Source organism: Xanthomonas euvesicatoria, from assembly GCF_013112235.1.
In the GTDB taxonomy this organism is placed as follows: domain Bacteria; phylum Pseudomonadota; class Gammaproteobacteria; order Xanthomonadales; family Xanthomonadaceae; genus Xanthomonas; species Xanthomonas euvesicatoria.
Map to the genome: position 1 here is coordinate 3,905,709 of NZ_JABFFS010000001.1, position 17,483 is coordinate 3,923,191.

The window sequence follows — 17,483 nt, forward strand, 5'->3', positions numbered from 1 at the left end:
CCCAAGCGGCGCGTGCGGATGACGCGCCTGCCGACATGCCTTGATCCAGATCAACGCACTGCCGGCGCGCGCGGCTTACCGTATGCCCATCGCATTGGGCAAGGTACTTCGATGGCACTGCTGGTCTGGCAGGACGACCTCAACACCGGGATCGAGGTCATCGATCATCAACACCGGCGCATTGTGGACATGATCAATCAGCTGCATGTTGCGCAGACCAGTCTGCAGCAACTGGCAGTGGCGGAGGTGATCGACGAACTGATCGATTACACGCTCTCGCACTTCGCCTTCGAAGAAGAACTGATGCAGGAAGCCGGCTATCCCTTCAGCCAGGCGCACCAGCGCGTGCATGCGGTGTTCGGCAAGCGTGTCGGCGAATACCGCCTGCGCTTCCAGGCCGGCGAAGACGTCAGCGACGAACTGCGCAACATGCTCTCACGCTGGCTGTTCAACCATATTCGCGGTGACGATCAGGCCTACGCACCGCAGGTGATCGCACACCTGGACCGGTTTTCGCGCACCCATCAGCATGGTGGCTGGCTGGGCCGCACGCTCAAGCGGATCTTCGGCTAGCAGCCAGATCAACGCCTCGGCTCTGCAGCAGCGCACCGAAGCGCGCACGCCATCGCGTCATCGTGGGCCGCCGCGTTGCTGCACGATCGCAGACTCCATCAACCGTTGCGATCTGCCGCTCAGCGACGCCAGCGCCGCGCCACGACCAGCGCCATCAGGCTCAGCACGGCCGCCCCGCCCAGGTAATACCCTACCGATTGCACGCCGTAACTGGCCGCCAGTTGAGTGGCCACGTAGGGCGCCGGCGCCGCGCCCAGGATGCTGGCCAGATTGAACGACAGCGATGCGCCGGTGTAGCGCACCTCGGTGGGATACAGCTCGGCCAGCAACGTGCCGCAGGGACCATAGGTCAGGCCCATGAAGAAAAATCCCAGCGACAGGAACGCCAGCACCTGCAACGGGTGACTGGCCTGAAACAGCGGCGCAAACGCCAGGCCGAATGCCACGATGGCGATGCTGGCCAGCATCATCGCCAGCGGCGCGCCGTGCCGGTCGCCAAACTTGGCCGACAGCGGAATGCCGAGCGCAAAAAATACGATGCCGGCCATCTGCAACAACAGGAATTGTTCCTTGTCGTAGCCCAGCGTCTTGGTGCCATAGCCGAGCGCGAACACCGTCATCAGATAAAACAGCACGAAGGTGGCGAACGCGCCCAGCGTGCCGACAATCAGCGCCGGCCAATGCTGCGCGACCACGGTGCCCAGCGGCAGCCGGACACGCGTCTTGCGGTCCAGCGTCTTCTGGAAATCGGGCGTCTCGGTGATGCTCAGGCGCACCCACAGCCCCGTCAGGACCAGCAATGCACTGGCCAGAAACGGCACGCGCCATCCCCACTGCATGAACTGCGCATCGTCCAGCACTGCGCCCATGCTCAGAAAGGTGCCGGTGGACAACAAGAACCCCAGCGGCGCGCCCAGTTGCGGAAACATGCCGTACCACACCCGCTTGCCCGGCGGCGCGTTCTCGGTGGCCAGCAGCACCGCCCCGCCCCACTCGCCGCCCAGGCCCAACCCCTGGCCGAAGCGGCATAACGCCAGCAACGCAGGCGCAAACACGCCGATCTGCGCGTAACTGGGCAGCAGGCCGATGGCCACGGTGGACAAACCCATCGTCAGCAGCGCTGCCACCAGCGTGGCCTTGCGCCCTACCCGGTCGCCGAAGTGACCGAACACCGCCGAGCCCACCGGCCGCGCAACAAACGCGACCGCAAAGGTCGCCAACGACTGCAGCATCGCCGCACTGCCATCGCCGGCGGGAAAGAACAGCGTGGGAAACACCAGCACTGCGGCGGTGGCGTAGATATAGAAATCGAAGAACTCGATGGTGGTGCCGATCAGGCTGGCGAATAGCACGCGCGCAGGTGAATTGGTGGGTGCGGCAAGCGGCGCAGCGGCAGTCATGGTTGATCGGCATCCGGGAAGCAAGACGGCCGATTCTGGCAGATCGCGGCACTGCTTTGCGCAGGCCAGGCGGGAGCAAAAAGTTGCAGGCGTGACCGATGGTGCTGTGGATCGCGCCCGACTCGTCTTGGAGCAGACGCGTTCGCAGAGGAGAGGTGTCCGGCAACGCGTAGCCGGAGATCGTCAACTGCTCAGCCTGCAAGGTGCGAGGTCTTCGCGTTTGCTGCAGGCCCTTGCGCGCCCACCATCGCAGGACACGCCGCAGGTACGCACTTGTAGGCTCCGTGGCGGGCACCCATGCCGCCAAGGGTCCCGCGACGATGGGCCGGCAAGGACCAGTTGAATTGGTCGGTCTGCAGAGCTTCAATCAAGCAGCGGGAAGCTCGCTCAACCGCCCTGCAACGTTTGCGCAGCTGATCGCTGCGCATGCTCGGCCAAACCAACCGGCGTCAGTACTGCAAACTGCCGCTCGCCGCGATCTTCCACGCGCACCCAATCCGGACCCGGCTGGCCGTCCAGGTTCGCCGTCCCCAACCAGGCGAGCGTGCGCAGCAGCACGCTCATGCGCACGCCCAGGTGCTTGCATAGCCGGGCCAGCGACACGCCATCGGGCGCGTCGGCAAGCGCATGCAACAGCTGTACGGTGAGCTGTGGATCAGCGGACAAGCACCGCTCCGATATCGCGCGGCGCCGCATCGGCGGTTTCGGCGCGGTGCGGCAGCACGATGACCGGAATCGACTTGGAGGTCGGCGTACGCGCCTCGTCGGCGAAACTGGACAACGGCACCAGCGCATTGGTTTCCGGGTAGTACGCGGCCAGGCAGCCACGCGGGATGTTGTAGTCCACCAACAGGAAACGCCGCGCCTCGCGGCGCACGCCGTCCTCGCACAGGCTTTCCAGGTCCACCCAATCGCCGGCCTTCATGTTCAACGCCGCGATATCCGCCCCATTGATGAACAGCACGCGGCGCTCGCCGAACACACCGCGATAGCGGTCGTCCAACCCATAGATGGTGGTGTTGTATTGATCGTGCGAACGCGTGGTGGCCAGCGTAAACACCATCTGATCGCCACGCGAACGCCTCGCACGATGGATCGGGTTGTCGGTGGGCACCGCATGCGACTTGAACACCGCACGCTGCTCAGGTGTGACCCAGTTGCGGTCGCGCGCGGTATTGGACAGGCGGAAGCCGCCCGGCGTACGCACGCGTTCGTTGAACCCGGCAAAGTCCGGAAACACCTGCGCGATGAGATCGCGCACGCGGTCGTAATCGCCCACCAGCCAGCGCCAGCGAATCGCGCTGCGTGCGCCCAGCGTGGCTTCGGCCATGCGCGCCACGATCGCCGGTTCCGACAGCAGATCCGGCGAGGCCGGCGGATTGATGCCGGCCGACAGGTGCACCATGCTCATCGAATCCTCCACCGTCACGCCTTGTGCGCCGGCATCCTGGATGTCGATCTCGGTGCGCCCAAGACACGGCAGGATCAACGCATCGCGCCCATGCACCAGGTGGCTGCGATTGAGCTTGGTGGTGACATGCACGGTCAATTCGCAGTTGCGCAACGCGCGGTGCGTGGCATCGGTATCCGGCGTGGCGGCAGCAAAATTGCCGCCCATCGCGAAGAACACCTTGCCCCGCCCATCCAGCATCGCCTCGATCGCACCCACGGTATCGAACCCGTCTGCGCGCGGGGGCGCGAAACCGAACACCGATTGCAGCTTGTCCAGGAACGCGGCCGGCGGCTTTTCATAGATCATCATCGTGCGGTCGCCCTGCACGTTGCTGTGCCCGCGCACCGGGCAGACGCCCGCGCCGGGCCGGCCCAGGTTGCCGCGCAGCAGCAGCAGGTTGGTGATCATGTGGATGGTCGCCACCGAATGCTTGTGCTGGGTGATGCCCATGCCCCAGCAGGCAATCACGCGCTCGGCATTGAGATAGATCTCGCCGGCCTTGCGCAGCGCGGCTTCGTCCAGCCCGGATTCTTCGACGATGGTGTCCCAGCGCTCCGCGTGCACGTCGGCAGCGAACGCCTCGAAATTGGCGGTGTGCGCCTGGATGAACTCCAGGTCCAGCAAGCGCGGCGTGCCATCGCGCTGCGCCTGCGCATCGCGCTCCAGCACGTGCTTGATGATGCCCTTCACCGCAGCCAGGTCGCCGCCGATCTTGAGCTGGAAATAATCCGAAGCGATGCGCGTGGAGCCGTTGTGCAACATCTCCAGCTTGTCCTGCGGGTCGGCGAACTTTTCCAGCCCGCGCTCGCGCAGCGGGTTGAACGCCGCAATCGCAGCACCGCGCTTGGACGCCTGACGCAACTCGCCCAGCATGCGCGGATGATTGGTGCCCGGGTTCTGCCCGAAGATGAAGATGGCGTCGGCCAGCTCGAAATCGTGCAGCGACACCGTGCCCTTGCCCACGCCGATCTGCGACCGCAGCGCGGTGCCGGAGGGCTCATGGCACATGTTGGAGCAATCGGGGAAATTGTTGGTGCCGAACTCGCGCACGAACAACTGATACAGGAACGCTGCCTCGTTGCTGGTGCGCCCGGAGGTGTAGAAGATCGCCTCATCCGGCGTTGCCAGGCCATTGAGATGCCGCGCGATCTGCGCAAAGGCATCGTCCCAGCTCACCGGCACGTAGTGGTCGGTCGCAGCGTCGTAGCGCATCGGGTGAGTCAGGCGACCCTGCCCTTCCAACCAGTAATCGCTGTATTGCGACAGCAGGCTGACGGTGTGCGAAGCGAACAGCTCCGGCCCGGCGCGACGTGCGGTGGACTCGGCCGCCACGGCCTTGGCGCCGTTTTCGCAGAATTCGAACGTGGACGTGTGGTCGCGATCCGGCCAGGCACAACCGGGGCAGTCGAAACCGTCCGGCTGGTTGGCGTGCAGCAGCGTCTTGGCGCCCTGCACAGCGATGTCCTGTTCCATCAGGTGCTTGGCCACCGAGCGCAATGCGCCCCAGCCGCCCGCGGGATTGTCGTACTGCTTGATGGTTTTCTTGCTCATGCGGGCTCTCCCACCGCAACGCCCAGATCCAGGCGCTGCGGATGGCTGTAAACGACACAATCGTGATCGCGGGCAAACCCGATCAGGGTCAGTCCCGCACTCTCGGCCAGGCTGATCGCCAGCGCAGTTGGCGCCGAAATCGCTGCGAGCAGCGGAATTCGGGCCTGCGCGGCTTTCATGGCCATTTCGTAACTGGCGCGGCTGGTGACCACCGCGAACCCGTGCGATGCATCGATGCGCGCGCGCGCCAATGCACCGATCAATTTATCCAACGCGTTATGCCGGCCCACGTCTTCGCGGACCAGCTGCACATTGCCCTGCGCATCGGCCCAAGCAGCCGCGTGCACGGCGCCGGTCTGCGCGGCGATGGGCTGCCGTGCATGCAGCGCATCCAGCGCATGCGGCAAGGCACCCACGTCGATCTGCAGCGACGAGTGCAGCACCGGCGGCACACGCAGCACCGCTTCGATGGACTCGTTGCCGCACACCCCGCAACCGCTGCGCCCGTCCAGATTGCGCCGCCGTTGGTCCAACGCGGCTGCGCGCTCGGGCGGGATTTCTATTTGCAGCGAAGCGCCTTCCAGAAACGTCTCCACCGCGATCACGCGCAAGTCCTGCGCGTGATCGACGATGCCTTCGCTCAACGAGAACCCCAGTGCGAAATCCTCCAGGTCCTCCGGCGTGGCCATCATCACCGCGAACGGCACGCCGTTGTAGATGAAGGCGACCGGCATTTCGGCCGCCACCATGTCCTGCACCGTGGCGCTGCGGCCGCCTCGATGGCGACGGACCGTGCGTACCACACTGCCCGGACGCACGGAGCGGGAAGACGGACTGGTCATCTCACCTCAATGGAACAGCACGAAGGCTTTTTGCAGCGTGACCCAGATACCGAACAGCATCGGGATACCCACCGCCAGCCAGGCAAACGCGACCAGCGCGGGGTTGCCGCCATGACCGATGCGCGCCATTTGTTCCGGTGGAATCGTGCCGTGCCCGGTGCGGTCGACCTTTTCGTGCGCCAGCTGCTTTTCGCGTGCCAGTTCGTCGGGCGTCATGAAGTGACGTGCGGCCACCGGGCGCACCAACAGATTGCAGATCAGGCCGAGCACGAGCATGCCGGCAAGGATGTACATGGTGGTGTTGTAGACCTGTGACGGCGGGCTGCCGTGCGCCAGCTGGTACTCGCGCATGTAACCCACCACCACCGGACCCAGGATGCCGGCGGTTGCCCAGGCAGTCAGCAACCGGCCGTGGATGGCGCCGACCATCTGGGTACCGAACAGGTCGGCCAGATACGCCGGAATGGTGGCGAAACCGCCGCCGTACATCGACAGGATGATGCAGAAGATGCCCGCAAACAGCGCGATGCCGCCAATACCGCCAGCCGACGGCGCCGCTGCATACAGGCAGATGCCCAGCACGAAGAACAGCGTGTAGGTGTTCTTGCGGCCGAGCTTGTCGGACATGCTGGCCCAGAAGAACCGGCCGCCGATGTTGAACAGGCTGAGCAGACCGGTGAAGCCGGCCGCGATGGCCGCGATGCTGGCCAGCTGGGTGGGATCCAGGCTGGCGAAGCCCACATCCACGCCGATCAGACGGCCGCCGAACACTTCCTGCAACATCGGCGAGGACATGCCGATCACGCCGATGCCGGCCGAGACGTTCAGGCACAGCACGCCCCACAGCAACCAGAACTGCGGGATGCCCCAGACCTTTTTCACGTGCACGTGGTTGGCGGTGATCATGGCGTTGCTGCTGGCCACCGGCGCGGTCCAGCCGGCCGGGGTCCAGCCGCTCGGCGGCACGCGGTAACCGAACGCGCCGGCCATCATGAAGACGAAGTACAGCGCCGCCATCACCAGGAAGGTTTCCATCACGCCCACCGAGGTGGGGGTCGCGAAATGGCGCATCAGCGCATCGGCCAAGGGGCTGCCGATCATCGCGCCGCCGCCAAAGCCCATGATCGCCATGCCCGTCGCCATACCGCGTCGGTCCGGGAACCACTTGATCAGCGTCGACACCGGCGAGATGTAGCCCAACCCCAGGCCGATGCCGCCGATCACGCCCGAGCCCAGCCACAGCATCCAGATCTGATGGAAGTGGATGCCGACTGCCGAGATCACCAGCCCGCCGCACCAGCACAGCGCCGAGACCACGCCGGCCTTGCGCGGGCCGGCCCGTTCCAGCCAGCCGCCCCAGATCGCCGCCGAGCACCCCAGCAGCACGAAGAACAGCGTGTACATCCACTGCAATTCGCTGATCTTCCAGTCGCAGGTGGTGGCCACCATGCGCGCGAACAGGCCCATATCGGCCGGGCATGCGATCGACTCGGTGATGCCCAGCGCCTTGGACAACGGCAGCCAGAACACGCTGAAGCCGTAGGCCATGCCGATGCACAGGTGGATCGCCAGTGCTGCCGGCGGTACCAACCAACGATTGAACCCCGGCCGCGCAATGATGCGCTCCTTGGACAGTAAACCGGCGTCTGCGCCGCTGGCTGTCGCCACGGTGGACCCTTGCGTCATTCTCATTTCCCCCAAAAAACCAACGATGAACTGCGAAAACACGGCTGACAGGACTACCACCAACGCCTGGCGGGCGATGGCGACGTCCTGTCGGCCGTTCCGAATACGATTGATAGCTGCAATCAAATAACGCGTTGCGATATGGGCAGCGACACCGACCAGGCCCAACTGGCGGTCGTCTGGCGCATCATCGGCGATCCCTGCCTGTTTGCAATGCTTGCCGGCGCCCTGCAGTGTTGCAAAGCGCCGCCCATGCCCATGTCACGTAAGCGTGCCTTGGTGTTAGCGGCCGCAGCTGCGACTAATTGACTAGTCTGTCTGCACTTCGCCAACCGCGTCGCGAAACCCGTCCCCGCGCCTGCTGCACGCGCAGCGCTGTGGCGGGTGCCGGCATCATCCGGTCCTGGTGTCGCTCGACCGGAATACGCACGATGCGCCTGCTACTCCTGTGCGCCTGCCGGCCTGTCAGGTGACGGCCGAGGCGCCAGCTGCGTACAGTCGGGCGATCCTGCACGATGGAGCCTGCCATGCCCCACCACCTTCCCAGCGACGCCGCCGATGCGCTGCAGGCACCGACGCAGCTGGATGCCTTCTGGATGCCGTTCACCGCCAATCGCCAGTTCAAGGCACGGCCTCGCCTGCTGGCCTCGGCGCAGGGCATGCATTACCGCGATGTCCACGGCCGCCAGATTCTGGACGGCACGGCAGGCCTGTGGTGCTGCAATGCAGGACATGGCCGCGAGCGCATCGTGGCCGCCATTCGCGAACAGGCCGGCACGCTGGATTTCGCGCCGACCTTCCAGATGGGCTCGCCGCTGCCCTTCGTACTGGCGCAGCGGCTGGCCGCAATCGCCCCGCCCGGCTTGGGCCATGTGTTCTTCACCAACTCCGGCTCGGAGGCGGTGGATAGCGCGATGAAGATCGTGCTGGCCTACCACCGGTTGCGCGGCGAAGGCCAGCGCACCCGTTTTATCGGCCGCGAAAAGGCTTACCACGGGGTCGGCTTCGGCGGCATGTCGATCGGCGGCCTGCCCAACAACCGCAAGTGGTTCGGCCCGCTGCTGTCCGGTACCGATCATCTGCGGCACACGCTGGATCTGCAGCGCAACGCCTATGCGCGTGGATTGCCCGCACACGGCGCGGAGCTGGCCGACGATCTGGAACGGCTGATCACCCTGCACGATGCATCCACCATCGCCGCAGTGTTCGTCGAACCGGTGTCCGGTTCGGCCGGCGTGATCCTGCCGCCGGAAGGTTACCTGCAGCGGTTGCGCGCCATTTGCGACCGCCACGGCATCGTGCTGGTGTTCGACGAGGTGATCACCGGTTTCGGCCGCGTGGGCGACGCATTCGCCGCGCAGCGCTTCGGCGTCACCCCGGACATCATCACCGCCGCCAAGGGCCTGACCAGCGGCACCGTGCCGATGGGCGCGGTGCTGGTGGCCGATGCGATCTTTGATGCCTTCATGCACGGGCCGCAAAACGCGATCGAGCTCTTTCACGGCTATACCTATTCCGGCCACCCGCTGGCCTGTGCAGCGGCGATTGCCACGCTGGACACCTATGCCGAGGAAGAGCTGTTCACGCGCGCGATCACGCTGGGCCCGCAGTGGGAAGACGCACTGCACGGCCTGCGCGGCTCGCCGCATGTGATCGACATCCGCAACATCGGCCTGATCGGCGCGATCGAGCTGGCACCACGCGACGGCGCCCCGGGCGCGCGCGGTTACGAGGTCTTCGAGCGCTGTTTCCACGAGGGCGGCCTGCTGGTGCGCGTCACCGGCGATGTCATCGCACTGTCACCGCCGCTGATCGTCACCCCGGAGCAGATCGGGCAGATGGTGGAGACGCTGGGCAAGATGCTTCGCCAGGTGGACTAGGCTCGGCTGGCCATAGGCAACGACCGCAACGTCGGCGACGGGCGCCCGCGTGTCACGCATGCAGGCAGCCGTCAAGCGCGCAAAGCCGGGGCCGGCTCACTACAATGCCCGCCCCGCATCCCAGCAGTTGCCGTATGAACATCGTTGTCAAAGAAGAACTCAAGGCCTATATCGACCCGCTGACGCCCGACGAGCACGAGGCGCTGGAACGCAGCCTGCTGGCCGAAGGCTGCCGCGATGCCTTGGTGCTGTGGGGCGATGTGCTGGTGGATGGCCACAACCGCTACGGTATCTGCCAGAAACACGGGCTGCCGTTCCAGACGGTGCAGAACCCGCGCTTCCAGTCCATGCAGGACGTGCACCTGTGGATGATCGAACAGCACCTGGGCCGGCGCAGCGTGTCCGACTTCCAGCGTGGCGTACTGGCGTTGCGCAAGCGCGAGATCCTGGCCGCACGCCAACGCAGCCAGCGCGACGCCGAAGCCGAAGCGCCGGCGGTGGCCGGCGACCAGCCGGACACTGGCCTGGAGCAGAGCAGCACGCACACCGCCGACGACACCGACAGCCCGCCGTGGGACGAAACCTCTACCCCGGTCAGCCGTGCCGAGCTGGCCCGCGAAGCGCGTCTGAGCAGCAACCAGGTGGTGATGATCGAACGCATCCACAAGCAGGCCGCGCCGGAAGTGGTGCAGGCGGTCAAGGCGGGCGAGATTTCGATCAGCGCCGCCGCTGCGGTGGCCACGCTGTCGGAGGACGAACAACGCGCCGCCGCGCAGGCCGGCAAGGCCGAGCTCAAACAGGCCGCCAAGCGTGTACGCGATGCCAAGCGCAAACCCAAGGCCGACGAGGCCGAAGGTGGCGAAGCCGAACGCCGCGACATCAAGGCCCTGCAGCGCCGCGTCACCGAGCTGGAAAACGAGAATGCCGCGCTGCAATCGAAGGTGACCGCACTGCAGGCGCAGCTGGAACGCCTGCGCGGCTGAGTGCACCCGACAGTCGACAGCAGCACGTAGGAGCGCACCTGTGTGCGACAGGCATTCCCGATAAAGCCCGTCGCGCCCAGGTGCGCTCCCGCGACAGCAACAGCCGCTGGGTCGCCCCAACCCAGGCGCAGCTGGAGCACAAGGCACGCAAGACGCGGCCACAACCTGCACACGCGATGGCGCCACCTGCCGTGGACATGCCCTGGTCAAACGACTGGGTACACTTCACCGATGGAACCCAGTCTCAGCACTCCCCGTCCGATCGATCCTCGTCGTGCCCAGTTGCAGCGCATGAAGCTGCTGGCGGTGGCCTTGTTGCTGGCAATGTTCGCCGGCTTCGTCGTCAGCCACCTGATGGGCGAACACGGCATCTGGGCCTGGGTGTCGGCCTTCTGCGAAGCGGCCACGGTGGGCGCATTGGCCGACTGGTTCGCGGTGGTGGCGCTGTTCCGCCACCCGATGGGCCTGCCGATCCCGCACACCGCCATCCTGCCGCGCGGCAAGGAACGGCTGGCCGACGGGTTGGCAGTGTTCGTGCGCGACCAGTTCCTCGCCCCGGATGCGTTGATGGAAAAACTGCGGGTATTCGATCCCGCCAGCCGGCTGGGCGATTGGCTGGCCAAACCAGAGCAGGCACGCATGCTGGCGCAGATGACGCGCGGCTGGATGCTGCAGGCGCTGGAACTGCTCGACGAGGCAGCCGTCCGCCGCGCGATTCAAGGCTTCGTGGTCGACCGCCTGCGCAAATGGAACGCCGCCGCCACCATCGGCGATGTGATGGCCCTGCTCACCACCGACGGCCGCCACCAGAAGCTGCTGGATGAAGTGCTGCTGCGGCTGGGCGAATGGCTGGACCAGGAGCAGGTCAAGACGCGCGCGTCTGCATTGATCGTGCGTTACGCGCGCCGCGAATGGCCCAAGCTGGTCGGCACCGTGAATTGGGTCAAGCCGATCGAAGAGATCGGCGACAGCCTGGCCGACCGCATGGCGCGTGCGGCGATCGAAGAACTGCAGGACATCCTCAAAACGCCCGAGCATCCAATCAGGCTCGACTACGAAGCGTGGCTGCAGGGCTACATCACGCGCTTGCGCGACGAGCCGGAGATGGCCGTGCGCGTGGAAGAACTCAAGCAACGCGCCATCGAACACCCGGCACTGCAGGACTACGTGCAAGGGTTATGGGGCGAAATTCGCGACGCACTGCGCAATGACCTGGCGCGCGAACAATCGTCGATGGCCGCGCATGTGGAGCGTTCCATGCAATCGCTCGGCCGGGCCTTGTCGCAGGATCCCTCGCTGCGTGAAGCGCTCAATCAACATATGTTGCAGGCCGCCGACAAACTCACCGCGCGCTTGCGCACATCGGTCACCGACCATATTGCGTCGACGATGAAAAGTTGGGACGAACGTCACCTCGTCGAACAATTGGAATTGGGGGTGGGACGCGATCTGCAATACATTCGGTTCAATGGAACGTTGGTCGGTGGACTGATCGGACTGATTCTTCACGCGTTGTCGATCTGGCTGTCGTTTTGATGCGGGAACGTCGATCGCCCATCCGAAAATGACGTGCAGGCTTGGGGGACTGCACACAGCCGCCGGATATCGGGCGGCACCACGAGGTCGACGCAGGTCGGCCAGCACTCTGGGCACGTAACAGGCAAGGCGAAGGAACGAACATGCCGAAGGGCCGCTGGGATTTGCGCAGGACATACGGGCGTCGCGCATTCTTTGGTGCACTGCTGATTCTGAGCGCCGGCCTGGTTGCCGCCATCGTCACCGGCGTGTGGCTGCAACGGCAGAACGAGCTCGAGCGCCAGCAACGCTTCGACTACGTAGTGCGTACGCTGGCGCGCAACATCAGCGAGCGCATGTCCACCTTCGAGCATGGCTTGCGCGGCGCACGCGGTGCGGTGATCGGCGCGGGCAGCGACATCATCAGTCGAGAACGCTTCACCTTGTATAGCCGCTCGCGGGATTATCCGCGCGAGTTTCCCGGGGTGCTGGGTTACGGCTACATCCATCGGGTCGCCCCGGCCGACGAAGCCGCGTTTCTGCAGGCCGCGCGTGCCGACGGTGCGCCGGACATCCATCGCCGGCCGTTGGCGCCATGGGATGGCGAGCGTTACATGGTGCTGTATTTCGAGCCGGAATCCTCGGGCAACCGCCCGCTCGGCATCGATATCGCCTCCGAGCCGCGCCGGCGTGCCGCCGCCCTGCAGGCCGCACGCAGCGGCGAGCCGGTCATGACCTCGCCGATCTCGCTCTCCGGTTACCGCGTTCCCAGCGAAAGCGGCTTTCTGGTGCTGCTGGCGGTCTATCGGGAAGGCATGCCGTTGCAGACCCCGCAACAGCGCATGCTCGCCACCAGCGGCTGGGTGTATGCGCCTTTCAGCGTCGAGCAGATGGTGCGAAGCGCATTGGGTGAGCGCGACGACGTGGCGCTGGATCTGTCCGACCGCAATGAGCCCACCCACAATTTCTATCGCAGCGGCACGCCAGCCAGCGACAGTGCGCTGCGTCCGCCGGTGGTGCGGCTGTTGCCGATCTACGGCCGCACCTGGGTCATCACCGCCCACCCCACCGCCGGCTTCGTCGCATCGCTCAACCAGAGTTCGCCCTGGTTGATCGGCGGGCTGGTGATGGCCGCCGCGGTCCTGTTTGCCGCCCTGCTGGTGCTGTATTTCAGCAATGGGCTGCGCCGCGAGGAAGTGCTGCGCAAGCAGATGGAACTGGCCGCGCTGGTCAGCCATTCCAGCGAAGCCATCGTTGCCGAAACCCCGGATGGCCGTATCACGCACTGGAATCCGGCCGCCGAGGCGATGTTCGGTTACACGGCCGACGAGGCGATCGATCAGGACCTGACCATGCTGCTGTCGCCGCAGCCGTATGCGATGCCTGAGGTCGACCATGCCGACGCGGCACTGGCGGGCAACGCATCGGCGGCGCAGACCATGCGCCATCGCGACGGGCATCAGGTGCATGTGCTGGCCAGCAAGGCGCCGATCATCGAAAGCGAAGGCACGCTCAGCGGCCATTCGCATTTCTTCCGCGACATCTCCGACCGCGTGCGCTCGCATCAACGCATCATCGACCTCAATGCCTCGCTCGAACACCAGGTCGCCGAACGCACCAGCGAGCTGGTGAAGTTCTCGGTGCTGCAACGCGCGATCCTGGCACACGCCGGCTACGCCATTATCGCCATCGATTCCAGCGGCTTCGTCACGCTGTTCAATCCGGCCGCCGAAAAACTGTTGGGCTACAGCGCGGCAGAAGTGATCGGACGACGCAAGGCCAGCCAGTTCGTCGAGCCCGAGGAACTGCAGGAGCGCGCGCACATGCTGGCCGAACAGACCGGTACGCCGGTGGCGCATACGCTGGAGGCGATCGCCGCACTCACCAGCCTGGGTCGCAGCGACACCAGCGAGTGGACCTACGTGAGCCATGACGGGCGCCGCCTGCCGGTGCTGCTGACCTTGAGCACCCTGCGCGACGACCACGACCAGGTGATCGGCTATCTCGGCGTGGCGGTGGATCTCACCGAGCAGAAGCTGCACGAAAAACAGCTGCGCCTGGCGATGGATGCGGCCAAGAGCGCCAACCAGTCCAAATCCGATTTTCTGGCCAACATGAGCCACGAAATCCGCACGCCGATGAACGCCATCCTGGGCATGCTGTACCTGCTTCAGCGCAGCGAACTGCCCGGCGCCGCGCAGGACATGGTCGCCAAGATCGATCGTTCCGCGCGCACGTTGCTGGAGATCATCAACGACATCCTGGACTTTTCCAAGATCGAGGCCGGGCGTATCGACCTGGAATGCGCGCCGTTCGATCTGAACCAGCTGTTCGATAACATCGCCGACCTGATGCGCTCCTCGCTCAGCGCCAAACCGGTGGAAATGATCGTCGAACCCCTGCCACGCGACAGCCGTTGGCTGCTGGGCGATGCGCTGCGCATCAACCAAGTGTTGGTCAACCTAGTCGGCAATGCGATCAAGTTCACCGAACAGGGCGAAGTGGTGCTGTCGGTACGCCGCTTCCCCAGCGGCGACCCCAACAAGTTCAAGCTGCTGTTTTCGGTCCGCGACACGGGCATCGGTATTTCCAAGGAAAAGCAGAGCGTGATCTTCTCGCCGTTCCTGCAGGCCGACACGTCCACCAGTCGGCGTTACGGCGGCAGCGGCCTGGGTTTGACCATTAGCCGGCGCCTGGTCGAATTGATGGGCGGCGAACTGGAAGTGGAAAGCGTGCCCGGCCGCGGCAGCGAATTCTATTTTGTGGTGACGCTGGAAAAATCCGCGCCACCGCAGGCACAGCGCGAGTTGCCGGCCTTGCCGCCGGAAGCGATGCCGCGCGTGCTGATCGCCGACGACCACGATGCAGCGCTCAACAACCTGGTGCGCATCGCCACCGAACTTGGCTGGCGCGTGGATGCGGTGGCCAGCGGACAGGCCGCACTGCAGGCCATCGAACACGCTGCAGAGCCCTACGATATTTTCCTGCTCGACTGGCGCATGCCCGATATCGACGGGGTGGCCATCGCGCGCGAGATTCGTGCACGCGCCACGCCCGGCCCGCATCCGGTCATCGTGATGGTCACCGCCTACGAGCGCCGCCTGCTGGAGCAGCATCCCGAGCAGCAGGATCTGGATGCGGTGATGACCAAGCCGGTGACCGGCGCGGCCCTGCACCGGCTGGTCGAACAACTGCTCGAGCAACGCCCGGGTACCCGCCCTGCCACGCCGACATTCGTTGCGCGACGCCTGGAGGGCGCCCACCTGCTGCTGGTCGACGACAGCGACATCAATTGCGAAGTCGCCCAGCGCATTCTGGAGGGCGAAGGCGCCATGGTCACCGTCGCCCACGATGGCGAACAGGCAGTGAGTACGCTCAAACGCGCGCCCAACCTGTTCCACCTGGTGCTGATGGATGTGCAGATGCCGGTGGTGGACGGTTACGAGGCCACGCGCCGGTTGCGCCAGATCCCGGCCCTGGCCAGCCTGCCGGTGATCGCGCTGACGGCCGGCGCGTTCCGCCCGCAGCAGGAAAAAGCGCTGGAAGCAGGCATGAACGGCTTTATCGCCAAGCCATTCAACGTCGAAGAACTGGTCACTGCCATTCGTCATTTCCTGCAGCCGGGCACACGGCGCATTCCATCGCTTCCGCACGAGGCGCAGGCGCACGCCGGTCCCGAATGGGAATACAGCGACCCGGAACTGCTGGACGCCGCACGCGCGCGCAGCCTGTGGCGCGAGCGCGAACCCTATGCGCGCTATCTGATCAAGCTGCTGCGCGACAACCCGGACCCGGCTGAGGTAGCCGCCGAGCATCTGCGTTGCAACGAACTGCCGGCCATCGGCGCGATGGCGCACAAGCTGCGCGGCGCGGCCGGCTCGCTCGCGCTGCCGGCCCTGGCCGGTGCAGCCGGCGATCTGGAGACGCGTATCGAGGAAGGACACGACATCACCGCATCGCTGATTGCGTTGAAGGACGTCATGCAGCGCACCGCCGACGCGATCCGGGCATTTTTGCAGCATGGCGACAGCGACGTTGCCGCCGACGAGGAGGGCGTTGCGTTGGATGCAGACAGCGTGCAGATCCTGACATCGGCCTTTGCCAGCGACGATGCCGACCAGATCGACCATGCGCTGTTGATCTGTGCGCCACGCTTGCCGCGCGCACTGCAGGAAGCCCTGCAACGCGCGGTCGAAGATTTCGACTTCCGCCGCGCCGAAGCCACGTTGCGCGAGTGGCAGGCCACCCACCCGCACTGATCGCTCCCCGAGCGTCTGGCAAGGATCACCATGCCGTCCCGCCCCCTGCTCTGTGTCGACGACGAGTCCAGCAACCTGGCCACCCTGCGCCAGCTGCTGCGCGATGACTTCGCGCTGGTATTCGCCAAATCCGGCGGCGAAGCCCTGGATGCGGTCAGCCGCCACGCCCCAAAGCTGATCCTGCTGGATGTCGAATTGCCCGACATGGACGGCTATGCGGTGGCGCGCGCGCTCAAGCAGCAGCCGTCCAGCAACGCCATCCCCATCCTGTTCGTGACCTCGCGCAACAGCGAACACGACGAACGCCTCGGGCTGGAAGCGGGCGCGGCCGATTACGTCAGCAAGCCCTACTCGCCTGCGCTGCTCAAGGCACGCATCGGTACCCAGTTGAAGCTGGCCGAAAACGCACGCCTTGCCCAGCAATACCGCGAGGCGATCCATCTGCTCGGCACCGCCGGCCAGGGCCAGGACGCCGACACCGGCGCGCATATCTGGCGCATGGCGGTGTATGCGCGTGTCCTGGCCGAGGCGGTGGGCTGGTCGCCGCAGCAGGCGCAGACTCTGCAGGACGCTGCCCCGTTGCACGACGCCGGCAAGATCGCAGTGCCAGGCAGCATCCTGCAAAAGCCCGATTCGCTGGACGAACACGAACGCTCGGTGGTGCGCCAGCACCCGCAAGCCGGCCATGACCTGTTGCGCCACGGCCGCGGTCCGGTGTTTCAGTTGGCAGCGGAAATCGCGCTGCATCATCACGAATGCTGGGACGGCAGCGGGTATCCGCAAGGCTTGTCGGGCGAGGCGATTCCCGAATCGGCACGCATCGTGGCGGTGGCCGACGTCTTCGATGCGCTCTGCGGACGACGCGCCTACAAGGCGCCCTGGACGGTGGAAGACGCCCTGCGCAAGCTCGACAGCATGGCAGGCAAGCAACTGGAACCGCGCCTGGTGCAGCATTTCCACGACGCGTTGCCGCAGATTCTGCAGATCAAGGACGCTTGGGACAGCCCTGCGGCCTAGCGCTGATTTGGGCAGGTCAGGCAACCGCCCATTCGCGATGTCAGGTGGGCTGTCTTTCGCCTTACCCTCACCCCAACCCCTCTCCCGCAGGAGAGGGGCGTTCCCCAGCCGCGATCACTGTCCGCGTGCCGCATCTTGATTCTTCTCCCTCTGGGAGAAGGTGGCGCGTCGCGCCGGATGGGGGTGCGGGCAGCTCGGGGACAACCACCCCACGATATATCACTTCGCGCATCCCACATCGCCATCGCGCGCTCACGTCAGCGCCAGCCGCGTTAGCCGCCACGTTTTGCATCACGCCAACACCCGCCAGCAAGACGCCGCGTC

General features: G+C 65.5%; 11 protein-coding genes. 6 read left to right on the forward strand and 5 right to left on the reverse strand.

Features of this window, described 5'->3' with window-relative positions:
• Positions 1–111: 111 nt before the first annotated feature.
• Entirely contained in the window at positions 112–573 is a 462-nt protein-coding gene (locus tag HLH45_RS16900; protein ID WP_005915313.1) for a bacteriohemerythrin, read from the forward strand.
• 119 nt (positions 574–692) lie between these two features.
• On the opposite strand, the gene HLH45_RS16905 is transcribed toward HLH45_RS16900, so the two are convergent.
• From HLH45_RS16905 to HLH45_RS16925, 5 genes are all read right to left on the reverse strand, one after another.
• Positions 693–1,973: an MFS transporter gene (locus HLH45_RS16905; protein WP_008571345.1), complete on the reverse strand. Its 1,281-nt coding sequence runs from the start codon at positions 1,971–1,973 to the stop codon at positions 693–695.
• A gap of 387 nt (positions 1,974–2,360) precedes the next feature.
• Complete coding sequence (locus HLH45_RS16910) at positions 2,361–2,639, reverse strand: hypothetical protein (RefSeq protein WP_008571346.1); 279 nt, start codon at positions 2,637–2,639, stop codon at positions 2,361–2,363.
• A complete protein-coding gene (locus HLH45_RS16915) occupies positions 2,629–4,977 on the reverse strand; it encodes an FdhF/YdeP family oxidoreductase (protein WP_008571347.1) in 2,349 nt (782 codons plus the stop codon). The genes HLH45_RS16910 and HLH45_RS16915 overlap by 11 nt, the downstream gene beginning before the upstream one ends.
• A complete protein-coding gene (fdhD, locus tag HLH45_RS16920) occupies positions 4,974–5,819 on the reverse strand; it encodes a formate dehydrogenase accessory sulfurtransferase FdhD (protein ID WP_033478446.1) in 846 nt (281 codons plus the stop codon). The genes HLH45_RS16915 and fdhD overlap by 4 nt, the downstream gene beginning before the upstream one ends.
• A gap of 6 nt (positions 5,820–5,825) precedes the next feature.
• Positions 5,826–7,505, reverse strand: a complete 1,680-nt coding sequence (locus HLH45_RS16925) for an OFA family MFS transporter (protein WP_008571350.1) — start codon at positions 7,503–7,505, stop codon at positions 5,826–5,828.
• A 515-nt stretch (positions 7,506–8,020) separates the two neighbouring features.
• Here HLH45_RS16925 and HLH45_RS16930 point away from each other — a divergent pair.
• The 5 genes from HLH45_RS16930 (at position 8,021) to HLH45_RS16950 (ending at position 17,159) form a co-directional block, all read left to right on the forward strand.
• Entirely contained in the window at positions 8,021–9,385 is a 1,365-nt protein-coding gene (locus HLH45_RS16930; RefSeq protein ID WP_008571353.1) for an omega-aminotransferase AptA, read from the forward strand.
• A gap of 134 nt (positions 9,386–9,519) precedes the next feature.
• Positions 9,520–10,368: a hypothetical protein gene (locus HLH45_RS16935; protein WP_008571354.1), complete on the forward strand. Its 849-nt coding sequence runs from the start codon at positions 9,520–9,522 to the stop codon at positions 10,366–10,368.
• A 231-nt stretch (positions 10,369–10,599) separates the two neighbouring features.
• Positions 10,600–11,904 (forward strand): DUF445 domain-containing protein, encoded by a 1,305-nt coding sequence (locus tag HLH45_RS16940; protein ID WP_014090415.1) that lies wholly within the window; start codon positions 10,600–10,602, stop codon positions 11,902–11,904.
• 143 nt (positions 11,905–12,047) lie between these two features.
• A complete protein-coding gene (locus HLH45_RS16945) occupies positions 12,048–16,142 on the forward strand; it encodes a CHASE domain-containing hybrid sensor histidine kinase/response regulator (protein WP_008571356.1) in 4,095 nt (1,364 codons plus the stop codon).
• A gap of 30 nt (positions 16,143–16,172) precedes the next feature.
• Entirely contained in the window at positions 16,173–17,159 is a 987-nt protein-coding gene (locus HLH45_RS16950) for an HD-GYP domain-containing protein (protein ID WP_008571357.1), read from the forward strand.
• Positions 17,160–17,483: the final 324 nt, after the last annotated feature.

What these genes read in the sequence shown, in the direction of transcription:
- HLH45_RS16930 (WP_008571353.1), top strand. Translation starts at nt 8,021, where the DNA reads ATGGAGCCTGCCATGCCCCACCACCTTCCCAGCGACGCCGCCGATGCG.
- HLH45_RS16940 (WP_014090415.1), top strand. Translation starts at nt 10,600, where the DNA reads ATGGAACCCAGTCTCAGCACTCCCCGTCCGATCGATCCTCGTCGTGCC.
- HLH45_RS16905 (WP_008571345.1), bottom strand. Translation starts at nt 1,973, where the DNA reads ATGACTGCCGCTGCGCCGCTTGCCGCACCCACCAATTCACCTGCGCGC.
- HLH45_RS16915 (WP_008571347.1), bottom strand. Translation starts at nt 4,977, where the DNA reads ATGAGCAAGAAAACCATCAAGCAGTACGACAATCCCGCGGGCGGCTGG.
- HLH45_RS16945 (WP_008571356.1), top strand. Translation starts at nt 12,048, where the DNA reads ATGCCGAAGGGCCGCTGGGATTTGCGCAGGACATACGGGCGTCGCGCA.
- HLH45_RS16925 (WP_008571350.1), bottom strand. Translation starts at nt 7,505, where the DNA reads ATGACGCAAGGGTCCACCGTGGCGACAGCCAGCGGCGCAGACGCCGGT.
- HLH45_RS16935 (WP_008571354.1), top strand. Translation starts at nt 9,520, where the DNA reads ATGAACATCGTTGTCAAAGAAGAACTCAAGGCCTATATCGACCCGCTG.
- HLH45_RS16900 (WP_005915313.1), top strand. Translation starts at nt 112, where the DNA reads ATGGCACTGCTGGTCTGGCAGGACGACCTCAACACCGGGATCGAGGTC.
- fdhD (WP_033478446.1), bottom strand. Translation starts at nt 5,819, where the DNA reads ATGACCAGTCCGTCTTCCCGCTCCGTGCGTCCGGGCAGTGTGGTACGC.
- HLH45_RS16950 (WP_008571357.1), top strand. Translation starts at nt 16,173, where the DNA reads ATGCCGTCCCGCCCCCTGCTCTGTGTCGACGACGAGTCCAGCAACCTG.